This is a genomic window from Pontibacter sp. E15-1 (assembly GCF_022601975.1).
GTDB lineage: Bacteria > Bacteroidota > Bacteroidia > Cytophagales > Hymenobacteraceae > Pontibacter.
In genome coordinates this window covers 20,465-38,680 of record NZ_JAKVIR010000022.1, presented here as the reverse complement: position 1 = coordinate 38,680, position 18,216 = coordinate 20,465, and the positions used below count along the sequence as shown (strand labels likewise).

Sequence of the window (18,216 nt, the reverse complement as noted above, 5' to 3'; positions counted from 1 at the left end):
GACTTTCGAAAGACCGATGATATCAGATGTATTTATAAGAAGGCCCGTCACCTCTATCGTGATCTCCCTTGTGATCGTGCTCGTGGGGGTGCTGGCCATGATGAACCTCCCCGTCACGCAGTACCCGGACATCTCCCCGCCGGTGGTGTCGGTGTCGGCAATCTACACTGGGGCCGATGCCCAGACGGTGGAGCAGACCGTGGCCACTCCCGTGGAAACCCAGATTAACGGCACGCCGGGTATGGCCTACATCACCTCTACTAACACCAGTACCGGCCAGATGAACATGAGCGTGACCTTCGAGGTGGGCACCGACATCGATATCGCCACGCTGGACGTGCAGAACCGGGCCAGCATTGCCGAGCCTAGTTTGCCCGAGGAAGTAAGGCGCCTTGGCGTGACGGTGCGCAAGCGGAACCCGAGCATCATGATGGTGGTGGGTATCTTCTCGCCGAAGGCCACGCACAACATCGAGTACCTCGACAACTACACCAACATCTTTGTGCGCGATGCCCTGCTCCGGGTAAAAGGCGTGGGCGACATCAATGCCCTGGGCCAGGATTTCAGTATGCGCGTGTGGCTGAAGCCCGACAAGCTCGCCCAATACGGCATCAGCGCCAGCGAGATCACGGGGGCCATACAGGAGCAGAACCTGCAGGTGGCGGCCGGTACCGTAGGTGCCAAGCCGCAGTATGACACCCAGGCGTTCCAATACCCGATCACGGTGACGGGCCGCCTTACCACCCAGGAAGAGTTCGGCGACATCATCGTCCGGACCAACCCCGCTGACGGCTCGATGGTATACCTGCGCGACGTGGCGCGGCTGGAGTTCGGCCGCTTCGACTATGGCCGCGCAGCCACCATCAACGGCAAGCCGTCGGCCATTTTGCTGATGTACCAGGCTCCGGGCAGCAACGCCCTGGATACGGCCGAGGGGGTATACGCCGCGCTCGACGAACTGAAGAAGTCCTTCCCTGCCGACGTGGACTATGTCGTGTCCTTTGAGACGGTTTCCGTGGTGCAGGTGTCGATCAACGAGGTGGTCCATACCCTCATCGAGGCGCTGATTCTCGTGATCATCGTGGTGTTTTTGTTCCTGCAGAGCTGGCGGGCCACGCTGGTGCCTATTCTGGCAATCCCGGTTTCTATCATCGGCACATTTGTATTCTTCCTCCCGCTCGGGTTCACCATCAACACGCTTACCCTGTTCGGCTTTGTGCTGGCCATCGGTATCGTGGTGGATGACGCGATTGTGGTGGTGGAAGCCGTGCAGCATTACATCGACCATGAGGGACTGTCGGCACGCGACGCCACGCGCAAGGCGATGAAAGACATCACCGCCCCTGTGATTGCCATAGCCCTGATTCTGGCGGCGGTGTTTATACCGGTGGGCTTTATACCCGGCATCGTGGGCCGACTCTACCAGCAGTTTGCCATTACCATTGCCATCTCGGTGCTGATCTCGGCGTTTGTGGCCCTTACCCTCACACCGGCACTGTGCGCTATCATGCTCAAGCCCATGAACGTGAACAAAGACTCCCGCGGCCTGAACAAGCTCTTTTACCGCTTCAACAACTGGTTTGCCCGCACCACAGAATCCTACTCGGGGGGCGTGCGCCGCTCCATCAAGCTGGCTCCGCTCGTGCTGGTGTTGCTGGCGTGCCTCTATGCCGGTACCGTTGGCTTGTTCACCACCAAGCCAACCGGCTTTATCCCGACAGAGGACGAAGGCCGCGTGTTTGTCTCGATTGAGCTGCCGGAGGGTTCTTCCGCCTCACGCACGGAATCCGTTCTGGCGGAGATGGGCAAGATCATGGCCGACATCCCCGCGATCAAGAATTACACCGCCATCGGTGGCCTCAACGCCATCAACTTCTCCTTTAAGTCTAACAGCGGCACGGTATTTCTGCAGTTACAGCCCTGGGATCAGCGGCAGGACGAGGCACAGCAACTGGCCGGTGTGATGGCCACTCTGAACCAGCGCCTGTCTGTGATTAAGGAAGCCAACGTGATTGTGGTAGCCCCTCCGGCCATACCGGGACTCGGAAACTCCGGCGGTTTCAGCTTTATGCTGGAGCAACGGGCGGGCGGCGGAGACCTGAAGGCCTTCGAAGCAACCCTGGGGCAGTTTTTGGGAGCGGCAAACCAGCGCCCCGAAATCGCGATGGCCTACAGCTTCTTCAACACCCGCACGCCAGGGTATCATGTGGAGGTAGACCGCGAGAAAGCCAAACGGCTCGGTGTGTCTATAGCCGACATATACTCTACCATGTCGTCGCTGATGGGCAGCCGCTACGTAAACGACTTCACGCGCTACGGTCGCAACTTCCGGGTGGTGGCCCAGGCCGACACGTCCTACCGCATGGACATCGGCAGCCTGAAACAGTACTATGTGCTGAACCGCCAGGGAGAATCGGTGCCGCTGAGTGCGCTGGTCACCTCTAAAGTGGTGGAGAATGCGGCTGTTATCTCGCACTACAACCTTTTCCGCTCTGTGGAAGTGCTGGGTGGGGCTGCACCAGGCTACAGCAGTGGCCAGGCCCTGCAGGCGCTACAGGAAGTAGCCGCCGAGGTGCTGCCAACGGGGTATGGGTATGATTTCTCGGGACTGAGCCGCGAGGAACTTGCTGCCGGAAACAGCACGGTCTATATTTTCTCGCTTTCCATCATCCTGGTGCTGCTGTTGCTGGCCGCCCTCTACGAAAGCTGGTCGGTGCCCTTCTCTATCCTGTTTGCCATTCCGCTGGGTATGTTTGGGGCGATACTGGCCCTGACCTTCCTGCCAAAGCTGGATAACAACGTCTACGCCCAGATCGGTATGATCACCCTGATCGGACTGGCCGCTAAAAACGCCATCCTGATTGTGGAGTTCGCCAAAGAGCGCGTAGACCGGGGTATGGAACTGATAGAGGCAACCATCGAAGCCGTGAAGCTGCGCCTGCGCCCCATCATCATGACCTCGATGGCCTTTATCCTGGGCGTTGTGCCGCTAGCGATGGCCACGGGAGCCGGGGCCGTCTCGCGGCAAACCATTGGCTGGGTAGTGATCGGCGGAATGCTGGCGGCCACCTTCCTGGCCATCTTTGTGGTGCCGGTGCTGTATGTCGTGATCACGCGGCTGGCCTATGGCAAAAAAGGGCTCGCCCGGCTCCGCGAGAACCAGATACCCACAGAAGAAGGCGGTGCCCCGGGTTACGTGAACCCGCACGCGTAAAGCGTCTGCACCTATTTTATCTCAAACAACAAGGCCCGACGTTATCGTCGGGCCTTGTTGCGTGAACGGGTATGCTTTTTCTAGTATTGTGAAGGTTGGATCAGTAATCGTAATTCTTCGCTGCCGTAGCCTTGATCACATCGTCTAACTGGCTGCAGCTTTCAATCAGCATGGAGCAGATGTTGCGCATGTTCTGGTCTATGTCCATATTGCTCAACACCGAGGCAAGCCCCAGGATATTGGCCAGAGGCTTCCGGATAACATGCGACTGGGTATAGGCAATTTCGCGCAGCAAGCCGTCTTTGTGGGCCAGTTGCGTTTGGGTGTCCTTTAGCTGCTTGAAATGCGCCTGGTACTCCGTTACGTCATAGCCCAGGCAAAACACGCCTGCCGGCTGTCCTGCAGGGTCAATGAGCGCTTTGTATTCCCATTGCGTGATGATATAGCCCCCCTGGCCATCGTGCTTCCGGATGGTGGCCGGGAACACTTTTCCGGGGTATGCAAAGCATTTGGCTGCTATTTCCTGACACACCCTGGTGTCATCCGGATGCATCGTTATTTCATATGGCTGCCCCACGATGGGACCGTGTATATGGCCAAAGACCTTGCGGTATCGCTCATTAACATATTCATACTTCCCCTCCATGTTTGTTTGGATGATATAATAAAAATTAGAATCATCCAGCAGTTCTTTCGTCTCTTCGAAGTATTTCATATTCAAACTGAAATATAAATTTTACAATGCTGCTATTTATTTTAATTCTTCTAAGCAGCTATGGCCTTTGTTGTTTCTCGACTCCGAACTTACATTTAGCTGCATATATATACAAGTGAAACAATATTTTTATTTTCACTACCCAGCTTTCTCTTACGCATATGCGGAAAATGTACCAAGCTGTATATGCGCTAAGGGTATAGTACTCTTAGGCATACATTTACAAAATATTCCTTTGTATATAAAAAATGGTATAAACATATTTGCGAATTATTAGCGATGTACTATTTTTGAATAACTATTTCACATCTTAACTTTGAAAACAAACATGAGAAAACATTTCCTACTTTGTATGTTCAGTTTGCTCTCGCTGCCGACGGTGCAGGCGCAGGACATTATCACAAAACGCAGTGGCGACAACTTTCAGGCGAAGGTAATGGAGGTGACCCCTGCCTAGGTGAAATTCAAACGCTACGAACACCTGGATGGTCCCGTTTACTCGCTCCCAAAATCAGAGATTCTGCTGATTGAGTATGAAAACAAAACCACGGAGACATTTGAGCTGGAGAGTGCCGCGCCAGCTGGTATGTATGCCCTGGCAGAAACACCTAAAAGAGAGGGCGTTGATGTTGTGGATGGCTACAATAAAGGCCAGCAGGATGCTGCACTTTACTACAAAGGGTATAAAGGGGCTGGCACCGGTACGCTGGTGGTAAGCCTCCTGTCGCCTTTGGTAGGGCTTGTGCCAGCCATAGCCTGTTCTTCCACACCGCCCAAAGAGCACAACTTGGACTATCCCAGCAGCGAACTCATGAAAAACCAGGACTACAAAAACGGGTATAGCAAAGGGTCGCGCAGAATCAAGTCACGCAAGGTATGGAGAAATTGGGGAGCTGCGCTTGGCGTTAACGTAATCCTGGTTGCACTGCTCTCTAATCAATAGGGAGGCTTTTTATACAATACAAAACCGCAGCTTTCGCAAAAGGCTGCGGTTTTGTATTTATAGGTGTGTGAGGAAGCAAAGGCTGTATGCGCTACTGCCCCTTCCCGCGCATTTTCTTCTCCATGGCGTCCCACATTTCCTGCGGTATCTGATCGAAGGAGTTGAACTCCCCGGCTCCGTAGAGCCACTCGCCGCCGTCAATCGTCACAACCTCCCCGTTCACAAAGCCCGCGTAGTCAGACACCAGATAGGCTGCCAGGTTGGCCAGTTCCTGGTGCTCGCCAAAACGCCCGACAGGGATGCGCTTGAGCGGGTCCAGTTGGTCGGCCAGCTGCTTGGGGAACAGGCGCGTCCAGGCCCCCTCCGTCGGGAACGGGCCCGGGGCAATGGCGTTGGAGCGGATACCGTATTTGGCCCACTCGGAGGCCAGGGAGCGGGTAAGTGCCAGCACGCCTGCTTTCGCGCAGGCCGATGGCACCACATACCCCGAGCCGGTCCAGGCATAGGTTGTCACGATGTTGAGGATGTTGGCTTCCTGCTTTTGCCCGATCCAGTGCTTGCCCAGTGCTAGGGTGCAGTTGTAACTTCCTTTCAGCACGATGTCCGTCACCACGTCAAAAGCCTTGTGGCTGAGGCGCTCCGTGGGGCTCACAAAATTACCCGCTGCGTTGTTCACCAGCACGTCCACGCTGCCAAACGCGTCGAGCGTTGCCTGCAGCATGGCCTCTATCTCGTTATACTTGCGCACGTCGCAGGCCACGGGCAGCACTTTCCCGCCTGTCTCCTCCTCCAGTTCTCTGGCGGTGGCCTCCAGCACGTCGAGCTTGCGGCTGCAGATGACGGCGTTGGCGCCAAGCTCCAGGAAATACTTGACCATAGAGCGGCCAAGGCCTGTGCCGCCGCCCGTCACGATGATTGTTTTATCTTTCAGGGCCCCGGACTGTAACATTGGTTCGGCTTTTTTCATAAGTATAGGTTAGTTGCTGTTGCTTGGAATAACGTATAAATTTAGCGCACTGCCAACCCAATTTACTAAACCTACTCGGTTTATCCGGCCTGTGCCCCTATTCTTTCAACGCTAAAATGATATTCAGATGCCGATAGAACAGATTGAAACCGAACTGAAACAGGCGGCCAACGGACTCCTGATGTTGAGCGAGACAGACGAGCCTTTCGAGTTTTACTACGACAAGGACTTTGCCCATGAAGAACTGAACGAAGAGACGGTGCTGAAAATGGCCGGCATGCCTGCCCAGTACCCGGTTGAGGTTGTTGAGCTGGACTACTTTCTGCGCAACCAGACGCGCCCGCCCGAAGAAACCCCCGATGCCCTCGCACGTGGTGAGCGCTTCCAGCAGTTGCAGGCCAAATTACAGGACCTGCTGCAAGACGTGAAAGTATACCGCGTGGGCGAGACACGCATCACCGCCTATATACTGGGCAAAACCGAAGACGGGGAAATAGCCGGCCTGACCACGGTGGTGGTTGAAACGTGAGGCATGTGAGGCATCAGGCGCTTGGGAGGTATGGCTTGGCTTAAAAATGATCCTGCCATAGCTTTTCGGCTGCGATGATGCCACTCAGGCAAACTCCCACAATGCCTTGCCCCGGGTATACCGTGTCGCCGCAAAGGTATGCGCCTTTATGGTCGAGGCGTGCGTCTTTCATTTGCCAGGGTTTTGTGTGCCGGTATTGCGGATAGCCCCCCACGGCACCATACGCCCGCCCGGTCCAGAAACGCCAGGCACCCGGTGTGGCCGACTGCTGCTGCACGATGTGCTCGCGGCAAAGGATGCCCCATTGCTCCAGCACGGCCACGATAGCCTCTTCCAGCGCGGCTTTGTCGGTGATGAGGGTTCGCTCCGGGTGCGGCACGTGCGTGCTGATGCTGGCCACCAGTTCCCCTGCCGGTGCGCGGTTGACGTCGCCGGGTTGGCTGAAGCTTATAAAAACGCTGTTGCTCCCGATGATGGGCAGCCCACCTGGCACATGCACCTGGTGATGCAGCACGGAAGGCGGCTTTAGCCCCCGCAGGACGAGGGCCATGGTAAACGCCCCGTTCAACTTTTCAGAGGGAAGGATATGAGGTTTGAGCCTTTCCTTTATTTTAATGTCCTGCCAGAGCGCCTGCGTGTTAGTAAGTGGGATACCGCTGATCACAAAGCGACTGTGGAAGGTTTCCTTGTTCGTTTCTACTCGATAGCTTTCTCCTTCCCGCTGGATTTGCGTAACCTCCTGGCCATACCGCACCGCACACCCCGGATGCGCGCCAATGTACGTTACCACAGGTTTCACTAGATTTATCAAACCGCCCGGAACATAGTAATTGCTGTACAGGGTATAGCATAGGGCGGTCGCGCCAAAAAGGGCATTTACCTCGTGCAGGCGGTTTTGCGCGGTGATCAGCAACTGCTCATTCACAAAGTCCACGAATAGCTTGTTTTCCAGCAGGCCATACCGTTGCAGCACATCCTGCATGGTCCTGAACGCGCCGGGCAACAGCTTTAGCTGCGCAGGCGACACGCGCAAAGCCGCCCGCATCAGGTCTTTCAGGTTAGAGAAGGGGAAGCTGCGCTGCTGCAGTGAGGTGCGCCATACCCCCTGACTGATGCTGTAGCAATACTCCCAGAAGGGGCGCTGGTTGTGTGCCCCAAACACGCGCTCAGCCTCCGCTATCCATGTATCCAGATTTTTATACCTCGTCAGGCAAATGCCGTTGGGCAGATGTACCTGCATGGAGGGCGTCAGTTCCTGAACCGGCACCTGTATACCCGTCTCGTCCAGCAGATACCGGAGGGGCATTCCTTCGTCCAGGCCGACCAGCGTAGTGGCTCCTGTCTCATACCAATAGCCCTTCCGTTTGTAAGAGGTGGCGCAGCCTCCCGGGTACTTGGCCTGCTCCAGCACGCAGACGTTCAGTCCGCGCCTGGCCAGCAGTGCCGCCGCCGTCAACGCCCCAAAACCTGAGCCCACCAGTACGACATCATACCTCATTTTTGTGTTACTTTATGTTTCCGTCCTTCATTCAGGAGGTTTTGCTTAAACACCAGGCCCGGGTAATTGTTAGGATATAGGGCAAAGCCACGTGGCCAGGAAGCCACGCCCGGGAGAAGTGCCAATGGCAAAAACGCAAATGGCCCTCTTAATGCACCAGCTGCGCCGCGGAATAAATAAATTTACATGGAAGACAAAGAGGATATCAGCGTGATGGGCTGCGGCTGGCTTGGCTTGCCGCTCGCCGAGAAGTTAGTAAAAGCCGGGTACACGGTAAAGGGCTCGACGACAACGCCCGAGAAAATGGACGTGCTACTAGAAAAAGGTATCCAGCCTTATTTGCTGAACCTGCAGGACGAAAACCTGGATATGGACATGCTGCAGGATTTTTTGCAGGCAAAGGTGCTGGTGCTGAACATACCGCCACACCTGCGCTCCGACGGCGGCGAAAGCTACCTGAGGCAAATGCATGTCCTCCTCAAGGCAATGTCCGGGGCTACTATCAACAGGGTTCTGTTTGTGTCGTCCACCTCCGTATACCTCGATCTCAACAGAGTCGTGACCGAGGAGGACATTGCCTATACCCTCGAGCAGCAACCCGACAACATGCTGCTGCAGGCCGAGCAGCTTTTCCAGAACGGGGATGGCTGGATGACGACTGTTCTGCGCTTCGGTGGCCTGGTGGGCGACGACCGCAAGCCGGGTCGTTTCCTGGCCGGGAAAAAGCATGTGCCAAACGGCGATGCGCCCGTCAACCTCATTCACCTCGACGACTGCCTTCAGATTATGTACCGCATTATCGAACAGCAAAAATGGGGGGCTACGTTTCATGCCAGTGCCGACCTGCATCCCCTCCGCAAGGATTTTTATACCCAGGCTGCACATGCCCTGGGGCTCACCCCTCCGGAATTTGACGCCATGGAGAAAACGCACTTCAAGCTGATTAACAGTCAGAAACTAAAGGATGCCCTCTCCTATTCCTTTCTGCACCCAGACCCTATGGCCTTCTTTTAGTATCTTTGAGATGGATAACAGAATGCGTAAGGTGATTTCCCTTAATGATATTGAGCGCTTATAGGCAAGCATATTTATTTAGTATTTAAACTCCTCATACAGTGATGTTTACCCTTGTGTCCTTATAGGTAATCAGCAAGAGTAAAAGGCATTGCATGCAGCTGAAATTTCAGGGATTGCGCTTATCAGGCATAAAGCTGCAGGATATTACTGTTTATACCGTTGATCAGGTATAAATTCAAGCCCAACTACAGACGCATTCCAGTTAAGAGAACAATCTACAAAAAGCTATTTAAAATTGAGCAGGCAGCAGAAAATAGTGGTAATCGGTGGCGGGGCGGCGGGATTTTTTGGCGCGATCACGTGCGCGGCGCATACTCCCGGGGCAACGGTGCTGCTGTTGGAGAAGAGCGGCAAGCTGCTGTCGAAAGTGCGGGTTTCTGGCGGCGGGCGCTGTAATGTGACCCACCATTGCTTTGTCCCGTCAGTGCTCTCGCAGCACTATCCGCGTGGGGCCAAACAGCTGAAAGATGCCTTCAAAGTGTTTGGGGCGCAGGAAACGATCGATTGGTTTGCCGAGCGTGGTGTTGCGCTTAAAACAGAGGCAGACGGGCGTATGTTCCCGGTCACGGACAACTCTGAGACTATCGTGGACTGTTTGCTACAGGAGGCAAAGCGCGAGGGCATAGAGATACGGACGGGTACGGGAGTCGAGAAGATAACGGTAGAAGCGCCTCCCTCCCATACCCCCTCGTTTCGGCTCCAGCTCAGCACCGGCGAATCCATACGTGCAGACAAGGTGCTGGTATGCACGGGTGGCAACCCGAAGTCTGCGGGCTACGATTGGCTGAGGGCGCTGGGCCATGACATATTGGAACCGGTCCCGTCGCTGTTTACCTTCAACGTGCCCGGCTCTCCCCTCAAAGAGCTCCAGGGGGTGGCAGTGCCGCGCGCAAAGGTACGGGTGGCCAGCCAGAAACTTGAGTATGAAGGCCCACTGCTCATCACGCACTGGGGGTATAGCGGCCCTGCAGTGCTGAAGCTTTCCGCCTGGGGAGCCCGCTACTTCCAGCAACAGCAGTATACTTTCACCGCGCTTATCAACTGGATTCCGGACTTCACGGAAGAGAGCCTGCGCGCGCACCTGCAGCAGTACCGCCTGGACCACCCCAAAAAGGTAGTGGGCACGAATCCGCTTTTTGGGCTCCCGCAACGCCTCTGGAAAGCCCTGACAAATCTTGCTGAGGCACCCCCGGAAACCCGTTGGGCCGAGATGCCGGGCAAGAGCACAAACAAACTGGTGGAAGCGCTGCTACGGTTACCTGTCGAGGTGAAGGGCAAAACCACCTTCAAAGAAGAGTTCGTTACCTGCGGAGGCGTAGCGTTAAGCCAGGTGAACATGAAAACCATGGAAAGCCGCGTGCAGCCGGGGCTTTATTTCGCCGGTGAGGTGCTGGACATCGACGGAATCACGGGAGGGTTCAACTTCCAGGCCGCTTGGACCACCGGCTACCTGGCCGGAAGGGGTATGGCCTCGGCACCATCCTAAAAGCTTTCTGCGGGGGCTATGGCAACTATTTTGCAATAATAACAGTACATCTGCTTGTTATTAGATACCAAAAACACATAAAACTATGGCCGTAAATAAAGAATTAGGAAAGACAATACACCATCTGATTGAAAGATGTAAGGACGGTGCCAAAGGGTATAAAACCGCATCAGAAGACGTGGACGATAAGGACCTGAAGGACCTCTTTAAGAAATACGCCGTGCAGCGCGACAGCATGATCACAGAGCTGCAGGACCAACTGGCCAGAATGGGCGGCCTCGATGATGAGTCCAGCTCCATTGAAGGAACAATGCACCGGGCCTGGATCGACCTGAAGTCTGCGCTGACCTCAAAAGACAGAAAGCAAGTACTGGCAGAGTGTGAGCGTGGCGAGGATTACGCCGTGAAAGCCTATAAAGAAGCCTTGGAAGAAGAGCTTCCAGGAGAACTGAAATCCATCGTGCAGCAACAATATGCTGATGTGAAAAGCGCACACGACCATATCCGCACCCTGCGGGACGCTGCGAGAGACTAAGCACACATGAAATTGTAAAATGGGAAAAGGAGCTTCGGCTCCTTTTTTTATGCCTGCTGCTGTAATTTTAGGATGTACTACCAGTATCAAATGATGAGCACAAAAGTACCTTGCTCATACCCTATTCATTATATGGCCATTATCTGGCGCAAGCGGCTGCTTGTGCCTCACAAGAAATTAACAAACCTAATAGCGGCACAAGCGGACGCTTGCGCCAGTGTTTGTAGAGATCCAAAAAGTATGATCGGGTAGCACCTAATGGGGGGAATGGCAGTTTGTATCAATGCTGCAAGCAAATACTTTCAGGACTTTAATAACTCAATACTCATTCGAGAACGGTATAAAGTAAGGATTTGCTAAATCCTGAATGAGTGGATTACGGCCTGTAGGGTATAAGGTATAAACCGGAGGAGGGGTATAAAACAAAAAGGCCGACGTTTCAAGTCGGCCTTTTCTAACAGCTTTAGAAGTCTTTGAAGTTTCAAACGCTGTCTGATTATATATACGGGGCTAAAACAACAAGGTTGATTTAGAATCTTCTTTTTTTGAATCCGCCACCGCCGCCTCTGCGGTCGCCGTCACGGTCTCCACCGCCACGTCTGTCTCTGTCGCGGTAGGAACCACCGCCTCCACCGTAAGAGCCGCCTCCGCCGTAAGAGCCGCCGCCACGATTTCTGTCGCGATTAAAGCCGCCTCCACCGCCTCTGCGGTCGCCTCTGTCGCCACCACGGTCGCTAAAGCCGAACTCGTCGCCGTCGCCGCGACCGCCTTCTTTCGGGCCGCTGCCTTTCTTCTGCGATTTCTCTACCACCACCATGCGGCCCTGGTATTCCACGCGACCGAGGTTGGCAACAATCTCAGCGGTATACTCTGAAGGCACTTCCACGAAGCTGAACTTATCGTACAGGTCGATGTCGCCTACCCTTCCCTCTGGGATGCTTGCGTTTTGGGACAGCAGATCGATCAGATCGCGCGGATGCACGTTGTCTTTCTTACCGATCGTGATGAAGAGGCGGTCCATGCCGTCCTTGGTCACGCTCAGTCCTTTTTCGGCCTCAGCGCCCTTCTCCTTCACTTTTGCCTCTTTCAGGCTCATTTTTATGAGTGCGGCAGCCACATCAAGCGGCGTATACTCTTCCGTTTCGTTCACGAAGCGCTCAATGCGGGCCACGTGCTTGGCAAGGTGGCCTTTCTCCAACACTTCTTTCACCTTATCAAAGAAGAGGTTCGAGCGAATCTCGTTTACGTCTTCCATCGATGGCACCTGCTGCAACACAATCTTGGCTTTGGTAAAGCGCATGATGTCCTTCAGCTTGTAGCCGTCGGTGCGGCCTCCCACAAAGGAGAAAGCCTTGCCAGACTTACCGGCACGGCCTGTGCGGCCAACACGGTGCACATAAGACTCTTCGTCCTGCGGCAGGTCGTAGTTGATCACAGCCTCCACGTTATCCACGTCGAGTCCGCGGGCGGCCACGTCTGTAGCCACCAGCACCTCCAGGGTTCCGTTACGGAACTTGCCCATCACGTTAGAGCGCTGGTTCTGGTTCAGGTCACCGTGCAAAGCATCGGCAAAGTAACCGCGCGCCTGCAGGCCTGACACCAGGTCATCCACCATGCGCTTCGTGTTACAGAAGATAATCGCCGACTTCATGTTATACATATCCAGCAAACGCGATACAGCCTCCTGCTTGGCGCTGCTGCGCACCTCGAAGTAAAACTGGTCGATGTTGGTCACGGTCAGCTCCTGATGCACCACTTTCACGATCACCGGATCGGTCTGGTAGCGCTTGGTCATCTCCATGATCGGCTTGGACATGGTGGCGGAGAAGAAGATCGTCTGGCGATCCTCAGGAATCCGCTCCAGCACGTACTCGATGTCTTCACGGAAACCCATGTCGAGCATCTCGTCTGCCTCGTCGAGGATGATTTTCTTCACCTTGTCCAGCACCAGGGTGCCGCGGTTGATGTGGTCCATCACACGGCCCGGCGTTCCGATCACGATCTGCACACCCTGCTTGAGGGCACGCAGCTGACGGTCATAGCTCTGGCCGCCGTAGATCGGCACCACGCTGATGCCCTGCTTGTACTTGGCCAGTTTCTGGATTTCACCGGAAACCTGGATCGCCAGCTCGCGCGTAGGGCACAGGATAAGCGCCTGCACACTGCGGTCATTTGGGTCAACGGTCTCAATGGTCGGGATACCAAAGGCTGCCGTCTTACCGGTGCCCGTCTGGGCCTGCCCTATAATGTCTCTGCCTTCTAAAACAACCGGAATGGCTTGCGTCTGGATGGGAGAAGCTTCTTCGAAGCCCATGTCAGCGATTGCGCGCTGTACTTCCGCCGAAAGCGGAAGCTCATCAAATCTGATTTTGTTCATCTAATTTACTTAAGTACTTGATAACCTGGGGCAGCCTGCTATTCAACCTATCTCTGCATGTACGAGAGCGACACAAAAACAATAAACAACCAGGGTAGCCTACAGTGGGAGCATCCAGTTATCCGTAATTCAGACTGTACCAAATCGGGTGCAAAATTACAACAAAATAATGACTATAGCTAAAGCTTGTGATGATTTGTATAAATATATAATTTGTACTGTTTCAAGAGCATTCTGCCGAATACCCGTGTACTCTCACGCAACATTATATTATGCTTAGTTAACTGACGTTAAAACATTTTTTGCTATTCATAAAATGATAAATTTTCTAATAAAAATAGAAACCTTCGGAATCGTCAATCGTTACAAGAATCAGTTTATCAGGCCTCTATCATGTTGGGCGCCGGTTGACAAGCCAATGCCACCGTTTTGTTGCCGAAGCCTTTTATCAAAGAGATACTTTGGATACTCTGTAAGCAGAATACACGCATATGCTCCATGCTGAATTGAACAGATTGAAAAGATTTTTCAGCCCCATACCCTGTTAGCGAGTAAGCAGTTCTCGCAGAATATCGAATAGCATACCCGGTTACTAGGTGGCGCCTGTGCGCTGCCATACCCGTTTAAACTTGTTTGAAGACCTAAAAATTTAAGATATAAAAATCCTTAATCCCATAGCTTATGTTACACTTCTCCAAAATCTCGGCTCAAGGTAAAGACTTTAACTTGATTGCCTCAGGCGCCCTGGCGTTCAAAATCCATAACAAGATCCTGAAAGAGGAGACTTTCCAACATGGGTCTAAGATACAGCGCAACATGCTGTTAGGGAGCGCCCCGGCACGCGCCGTGAATGCAAACCGACGCAACGTGTTTTACGTCATCCTCTCCGATCTCGACAAGATGAACATCGAGGCCCTGTGCAGCATGATCACGCAGGAGCGCGCCAAAGGCAGTTACGCGGTGTGCCAGGTGATACCGGCCTACTATAACGAGCCTTCGTTTAAGGCCCTGAAAACCCTGCGCCAGAACTTCGACGAGGTAATTGAGCTCAGCAAGTTTAACCTTGGCAACAGCAAGGCACTTATCAGCGCTGAGCAGCAGCAGTGCCTGATCACAGACTATTCGCTCTCCATGGCCCGCATCATGTTCCATGTTTGCGTGAAAGACTTTGCTGGCTACAATGCTCAACCTGTGGGCCAGCTAGCCTACGCCAGCTAAACCGCCGCGCACCGGTCGCCCCGGAACAACTTGTGTCAATGCGCACAGGCGTTCCGGGGCATCCCAAACGGAGTAGCATGCCAGCGTTGCGCCTGAGCAACTTAACCAAGCCCATGCCGCCGTGCTGCGATGCCACCATACCTTACCGGAGTATACCCAGAAAGTTAAGCTAAAGGAGTTAGCAAATACCCTCTGTATAGCGTATCTTTAGGGTATAGAATTTCTATATGCCTGCTACCTTTAAGATATACTCTTCTTCTGCCGGATCGGGGAAGACCTACCACCTGACGAAAGAGTACCTGAAGCTGGCGTTGCACACGCCAAACCCAGACTATTACCGCTCCATCCTGGCGATTACCTTCACCAACGATGCCGCTGCCGAAATGAAGGAGCGCATACTGGCGGCCTTGCGCAATTTCAACGACACGGACCTGCCGGATCGGGAAAAGGAAAAGAGCAATCTGCTGCTGGAAAGCGTTACCGCAGATTTGCAGGCAGAATACCCTGAGGAAAATCTCACCGCATCAGAAGTCCGCCGCCGGGCAGCCCTGGTTTTTCGCCAGATCCTTTACAATTACAGCGATTTCTCCGTCAGCACCATCGACAGCTTCGTCAACAAGATTGTGCAGGCTTTTACGCGGGAACTCCACATACCCCACAACTTTGAGGTCGACCTGGACTCCAACACGCTGGTAAGCACCGCCGTGTCGCTGCTTCTTGATAAAGTGAGCGACCGCAAAGGCGACCTCCTTTCTGAAACGCTGGAGCAGTTTGCCCTGGAAAAGGCCCGCGAAGGGAAAAGCTGGACGATGCTCCCCGATGACCTGATGGACTTCGCCAAAAACCTGCTGAACGAGCAGGTATATGAGGCCGTGACGGACCTGCAGCAACTGAGTCTGGAGGACTTTAAGACGGTGCGCACGCAGCTTTGGCAGGTGGTGGAGGACGTGGAGGCTGCCGTGCAGGAGACAGCCCGCGAGGCTCTCGCAGCAATACAGCAGGCTGGCCTCTCCCCTGCCGACTTCTTTCAGAGCACCCGCGGCATCTGCAGCTATTTCAACACGTTTGCCCGGACGGTAGACCTGAATTACGGAAACAACTATGCCAGGCAGACTATTGAGGACGACAAGTGGTATGCGGGCAAGGCCACTGCCGCCACCAAAGCGCAGATAGACCAAGTGAAGCCTGAGTTGACCGCCCTCTACGAGCAACTCGAGGGTATAAAGGCGCAGTATGCCGAGACCTTTACACTGATCCAGTCCATCGTGCCGCACCTCTACAAACTCTCGGTGCTGAATGAGCTGGAGAAGTGCCTGCAGGAGATCAAGCTCGACAAAAACACTGTCCACATCTCGGAATTCAATAAGCGCATCATCGACATCGTGCTGCATGAGCCTGTGCCCTTTATATATGAGCGGCTGGGCGAGCGGTATAACCACATTCTGATCGATGAGTTTCAGGATACCTCGGTGCTGCAGTGGAACAATCTCTTGCCCCTGGTGGACAATGCCCTGGCCGCTGGCCATTTCAGCATGGTGGTGGGCGACGCGAAGCAAGCCATCTACCGCTGGCGTGGCGGTGAGATGGAGCAGATTCTGCACCTCTATAAGAAATCCACCCATCATCTGTACCAAAACCGGCGGCATGGCCCCCTCCTTGAGGAGCGCTACCAATCTGTGGACCTGGCCCTCGCCCCGGACGACCTGAATACGAATTACAGGAGCCGCGCCGAGATCATAGACTTCAACAACGCCCTTTTTACCTTCATCAGCGACGGGCATCAGGGCTTTGGCATGTTCAGGGCAATCTACGACGAGAACTTCAGGCAGCAGGTGCCCGCAGGCTCGGGCAATACCGGCGGCCATGTGCAAATTATGTTCACCTACCCCGAGGACACCAACCACAGGTATGACCTCTCGGGTTGCCAACGCACCGAGGCCCTCTATGACGGCTATACCCGCCCCGAAACGCTGAGCTACGACGAAAGCACCCTGAACATGGTGCTGCAGTTGGTGCAGGACAACCTGGCCAAAGGCTACCAGTTGCAGGATATGGCCGTGCTCTGCCGCACAAACAGGAAGAGCAAGCTTATCGCAAACTTCCTGAAAGAGCGTGGGTTCGCCATCATTTCCCAGGATTCGCTTTCGCTGCAGTTTGCCGAGGTCATCAACCTGATCATCGCGCTGTTTCGCGTCTTCAACCGGCCAAACGACACACTGGCCAAATCTGAGGCGCTCTACCTGATCTGCAAAGTATCGTTGGGTGCCATACCGGATGTGGGCATGGCCCAGACGGTTGCCGCCATCGCCAACGAGCCGGACAGCCGTGCTTTCTTTGACCAGCTCCGCACATTTGGGTATGATGTGCAGGAGCGCGAAACAGGGAACCTGTCGCTGTATGAGCTGACCGAGAAACTGATCCGGATCTTCAACCTGCTGGACAAGAACAACGAGAGCGAGTACCTCTTCCGGTTCCTGGACCTGGTGCTGGAGTATAGCCTGAAGCACAGCAACAACCTCAACAACTTCCTGCATTACTGGGAGGTGCAGCGCGACAAGCTGAGTATCAATACGCCCAAGGACCGGAACGCCATCACGATCACCAGCATACACAAGTCCAAGGGGCTGGCCTACCCGATCGTGATCATACCCTTCGCTGATTGGGGCACGGAGCCCGTGCACCGCTCCCTGATGTGGAGCCAACTGCCCGAGGAAGTGTCTGTGACGGGCAAGCTGCGCAGCGTCGCAGTTAACATAAGTTCTAAACTGGAGAAAACCATACTGGCCGGACAGTACAGCGCTGAGGTGGAGAAGACTTTCATCGAAAACCTGAACATGCTGTACGTGGCCGTCACGCGCCCGATAGACCGCCTCTACCTAATCGGCAACGGGAAGGACCTGCTGGAAGAGAGAACGGCGGCGCGGGCACTGGACGGCGTGGGCAGGAATGTGAGCCACCTGCTCTACCGCTTCCTCCTGCACCAGGAACTCTGGGAGCCCGGGCGGCTGTGCTACCAGGTGGCGAACGGGACGGCGCAGCCAAGGCAAAACGCCGTAGAGAAAAGCCATACGTATCCGCTGCATTACCTCGCGGCCACAGACTGGGAGCAGCGCCTGAAGATAAAGCAGCACGCCAACAACGTGTTCGACTTTGAGACGCAGGCCATCCAGCGGCAGCAGACCCGCAAGCTTCATTATGCCCTGTCGCGCATTGCCTTTGCCGCCGAGCTCGACCAGGTGCTGCGCCAGATGGTATACGAAGGCATCATCAGCGACCGTGAGCGGCCAGCGCTAAAGGCGAACCTCTCGCGGGTGCTCCTGCACCCGAAACTGCGTTACTACTTCACCAACAAGGTAATAGTGGAGCACGAAAAAGAGGTGCTGGACGCTCGCGCCTACTTGTACAAGCCGGATCGAATCGTTTTTGACGGCGAAGCCGTAGTACTGCTTGAATTCAAGACACCCCCCGCACAGCCAGACCATCGCTACAGACTTGACCACTATGCGGTGAAGTTCCGGCAGCTTGGCTACCAGCGGGTGAAATGCATCCTGTATTACTTTGAAACCGAGGAAGTCGTGGCCTGGAACTATGGCGGAAAGAAAGCGACACAGTTGGGGCTTACGCTATAAACTGTTTCTCCATCCAGTATAGGCTAAT

The 18,216-nt window shown here is 54.4% G+C and carries 13 protein-coding genes; 9 read left to right on the top strand and 4 right to left on the bottom strand.

All coding sequences use genetic code 11. From position 1 onward, the window contains the following. The first annotated feature begins 16 nt into the window (after positions 1–16). The gene (locus MKJ04_RS15695) at positions 17–3,214 is read left to right on the top strand and encodes an efflux RND transporter permease subunit (RefSeq protein WP_241642601.1); all 3,198 of its coding nucleotides are present in this window, start codon (positions 17–19) and stop codon (positions 3,212–3,214) included. A gap of 100 nt (positions 3,215–3,314) precedes the next feature. On the opposite strand, the gene MKJ04_RS15690 is transcribed toward MKJ04_RS15695, so the two are convergent. Beyond that, a complete protein-coding gene (locus MKJ04_RS15690; protein WP_241642600.1) occupies positions 3,315–3,929 on the bottom strand; it encodes a PAS domain-containing protein in 615 nt (204 codons plus the stop codon). A gap of 328 nt (positions 3,930–4,257) precedes the next feature. Here MKJ04_RS15690 and MKJ04_RS22810 point away from each other — a divergent pair, with 328 nt between their 5' ends. Further along, a complete protein-coding gene (locus MKJ04_RS22810; protein WP_262918093.1) occupies positions 4,258–4,386 on the top strand; it encodes a hypothetical protein in 129 nt (42 codons plus the stop codon). Continuing rightward, entirely contained in the window at positions 4,387–4,872 is a 486-nt protein-coding gene (locus tag MKJ04_RS15685; protein WP_241642599.1) for a hypothetical protein, read from the top strand. Between the two features lie 91 nt (positions 4,873–4,963). Here MKJ04_RS15685 and MKJ04_RS15680 read toward each other — a convergent pair whose 3' ends face one another. After that, the gene (locus MKJ04_RS15680) at positions 4,964–5,839 is read right to left on the bottom strand and encodes an SDR family oxidoreductase (RefSeq protein WP_241642598.1); all 876 of its coding nucleotides are present in this window, start codon (positions 5,837–5,839) and stop codon (positions 4,964–4,966) included. A gap of 127 nt (positions 5,840–5,966) precedes the next feature. Between MKJ04_RS15680 and MKJ04_RS15675 the strand changes: the two genes are divergently transcribed. Next, positions 5,967–6,368: a nuclease A inhibitor family protein gene (locus tag MKJ04_RS15675; protein ID WP_241642597.1), complete on the top strand. Its 402-nt coding sequence runs from the start codon at positions 5,967–5,969 to the stop codon at positions 6,366–6,368. A 40-nt stretch (positions 6,369–6,408) separates the two neighbouring features. Here MKJ04_RS15675 and MKJ04_RS15670 read toward each other — a convergent pair whose 3' ends face one another. Further along, positions 6,409–7,866: a phytoene desaturase family protein gene (locus MKJ04_RS15670; protein ID WP_241642596.1), complete on the bottom strand. Its 1,458-nt coding sequence runs from the start codon at positions 7,864–7,866 to the stop codon at positions 6,409–6,411. Between the two features lie 186 nt (positions 7,867–8,052). Between MKJ04_RS15670 and MKJ04_RS15665 the strand changes: the two genes are divergently transcribed. From MKJ04_RS15665 to MKJ04_RS15655, 3 genes are all read left to right on the top strand, one after another. Continuing rightward, complete coding sequence (locus MKJ04_RS15665) at positions 8,053–8,880, top strand: SDR family oxidoreductase (protein ID WP_241642595.1); 828 nt, start codon at positions 8,053–8,055, stop codon at positions 8,878–8,880. Between the two features lie 298 nt (positions 8,881–9,178). Then, positions 9,179–10,429, top strand: a complete 1,251-nt coding sequence (locus MKJ04_RS15660; protein WP_241642594.1) for an NAD(P)/FAD-dependent oxidoreductase — start codon at positions 9,179–9,181, stop codon at positions 10,427–10,429. 85 nt (positions 10,430–10,514) lie between these two features. Next, positions 10,515–10,964 carry a ferritin-like domain-containing protein gene (locus MKJ04_RS15655; RefSeq protein WP_241642593.1) on the top strand — a complete coding sequence of 150 codons (450 nt, stop codon included), beginning with the start codon at positions 10,515–10,517 and terminating at the stop codon, positions 10,962–10,964. A 529-nt stretch (positions 10,965–11,493) separates the two neighbouring features. Here MKJ04_RS15655 and MKJ04_RS15650 read toward each other — a convergent pair. After that, positions 11,494–13,341: a DEAD/DEAH box helicase gene (locus MKJ04_RS15650; RefSeq protein ID WP_241642592.1), complete on the bottom strand. Its 1,848-nt coding sequence runs from the start codon at positions 13,339–13,341 to the stop codon at positions 11,494–11,496. Positions 13,342–14,022: 681 nt separating this feature from the next. Between MKJ04_RS15650 and MKJ04_RS15645 the strand changes: the two genes are divergently transcribed. Together MKJ04_RS15645 and MKJ04_RS15640 are read left to right on the top strand one after the other, a co-directional pair. Beyond that, positions 14,023–14,559 carry a hypothetical protein gene (locus MKJ04_RS15645; protein ID WP_241642591.1) on the top strand — a complete coding sequence of 179 codons (537 nt, stop codon included), beginning with the start codon at positions 14,023–14,025 and terminating at the stop codon, positions 14,557–14,559. Positions 14,560–14,786: 227 nt separating this feature from the next. Continuing rightward, on the top strand, positions 14,787–18,188 hold the full coding sequence (locus tag MKJ04_RS15640; protein ID WP_241642590.1) for a UvrD-helicase domain-containing protein: 3,402 nt from the start codon (positions 14,787–14,789) through the stop codon (positions 18,186–18,188). Positions 18,189–18,216 lie beyond the last annotated feature (28 nt).

Coding starts and splice junctions, on each gene's coding strand:
- MKJ04_RS15665 (WP_241642595.1), top strand. CDS start 8,053: ATGGAAGACAAAGAGGATATCAGCGTGATGGGCTGCGGCTGGCTTGGC.
- MKJ04_RS15690 (WP_241642600.1), bottom strand. CDS start 3,929: ATGAAATACTTCGAAGAGACGAAAGAACTGCTGGATGATTCTAATTTT.
- MKJ04_RS15645 (WP_241642591.1), top strand. CDS start 14,023: ATGTTACACTTCTCCAAAATCTCGGCTCAAGGTAAAGACTTTAACTTG.
- MKJ04_RS15670 (WP_241642596.1), bottom strand. CDS start 7,866: ATGAGGTATGATGTCGTACTGGTGGGCTCAGGTTTTGGGGCGTTGACG.
- MKJ04_RS15650 (WP_241642592.1), bottom strand. CDS start 13,341: ATGAACAAAATCAGATTTGATGAGCTTCCGCTTTCGGCGGAAGTACAG.
- MKJ04_RS22810 (WP_262918093.1), top strand. CDS start 4,258: ATGAGAAAACATTTCCTACTTTGTATGTTCAGTTTGCTCTCGCTGCCG.
- MKJ04_RS15695 (WP_241642601.1), top strand. CDS start 17: ATGATATCAGATGTATTTATAAGAAGGCCCGTCACCTCTATCGTGATC.
- MKJ04_RS15680 (WP_241642598.1), bottom strand. CDS start 5,839: ATGAAAAAAGCCGAACCAATGTTACAGTCCGGGGCCCTGAAAGATAAA.
- MKJ04_RS15675 (WP_241642597.1), top strand. CDS start 5,967: ATGCCGATAGAACAGATTGAAACCGAACTGAAACAGGCGGCCAACGGA.
- MKJ04_RS15640 (WP_241642590.1), top strand. CDS start 14,787: ATGCCTGCTACCTTTAAGATATACTCTTCTTCTGCCGGATCGGGGAAG.
- MKJ04_RS15655 (WP_241642593.1), top strand. CDS start 10,515: ATGGCCGTAAATAAAGAATTAGGAAAGACAATACACCATCTGATTGAA.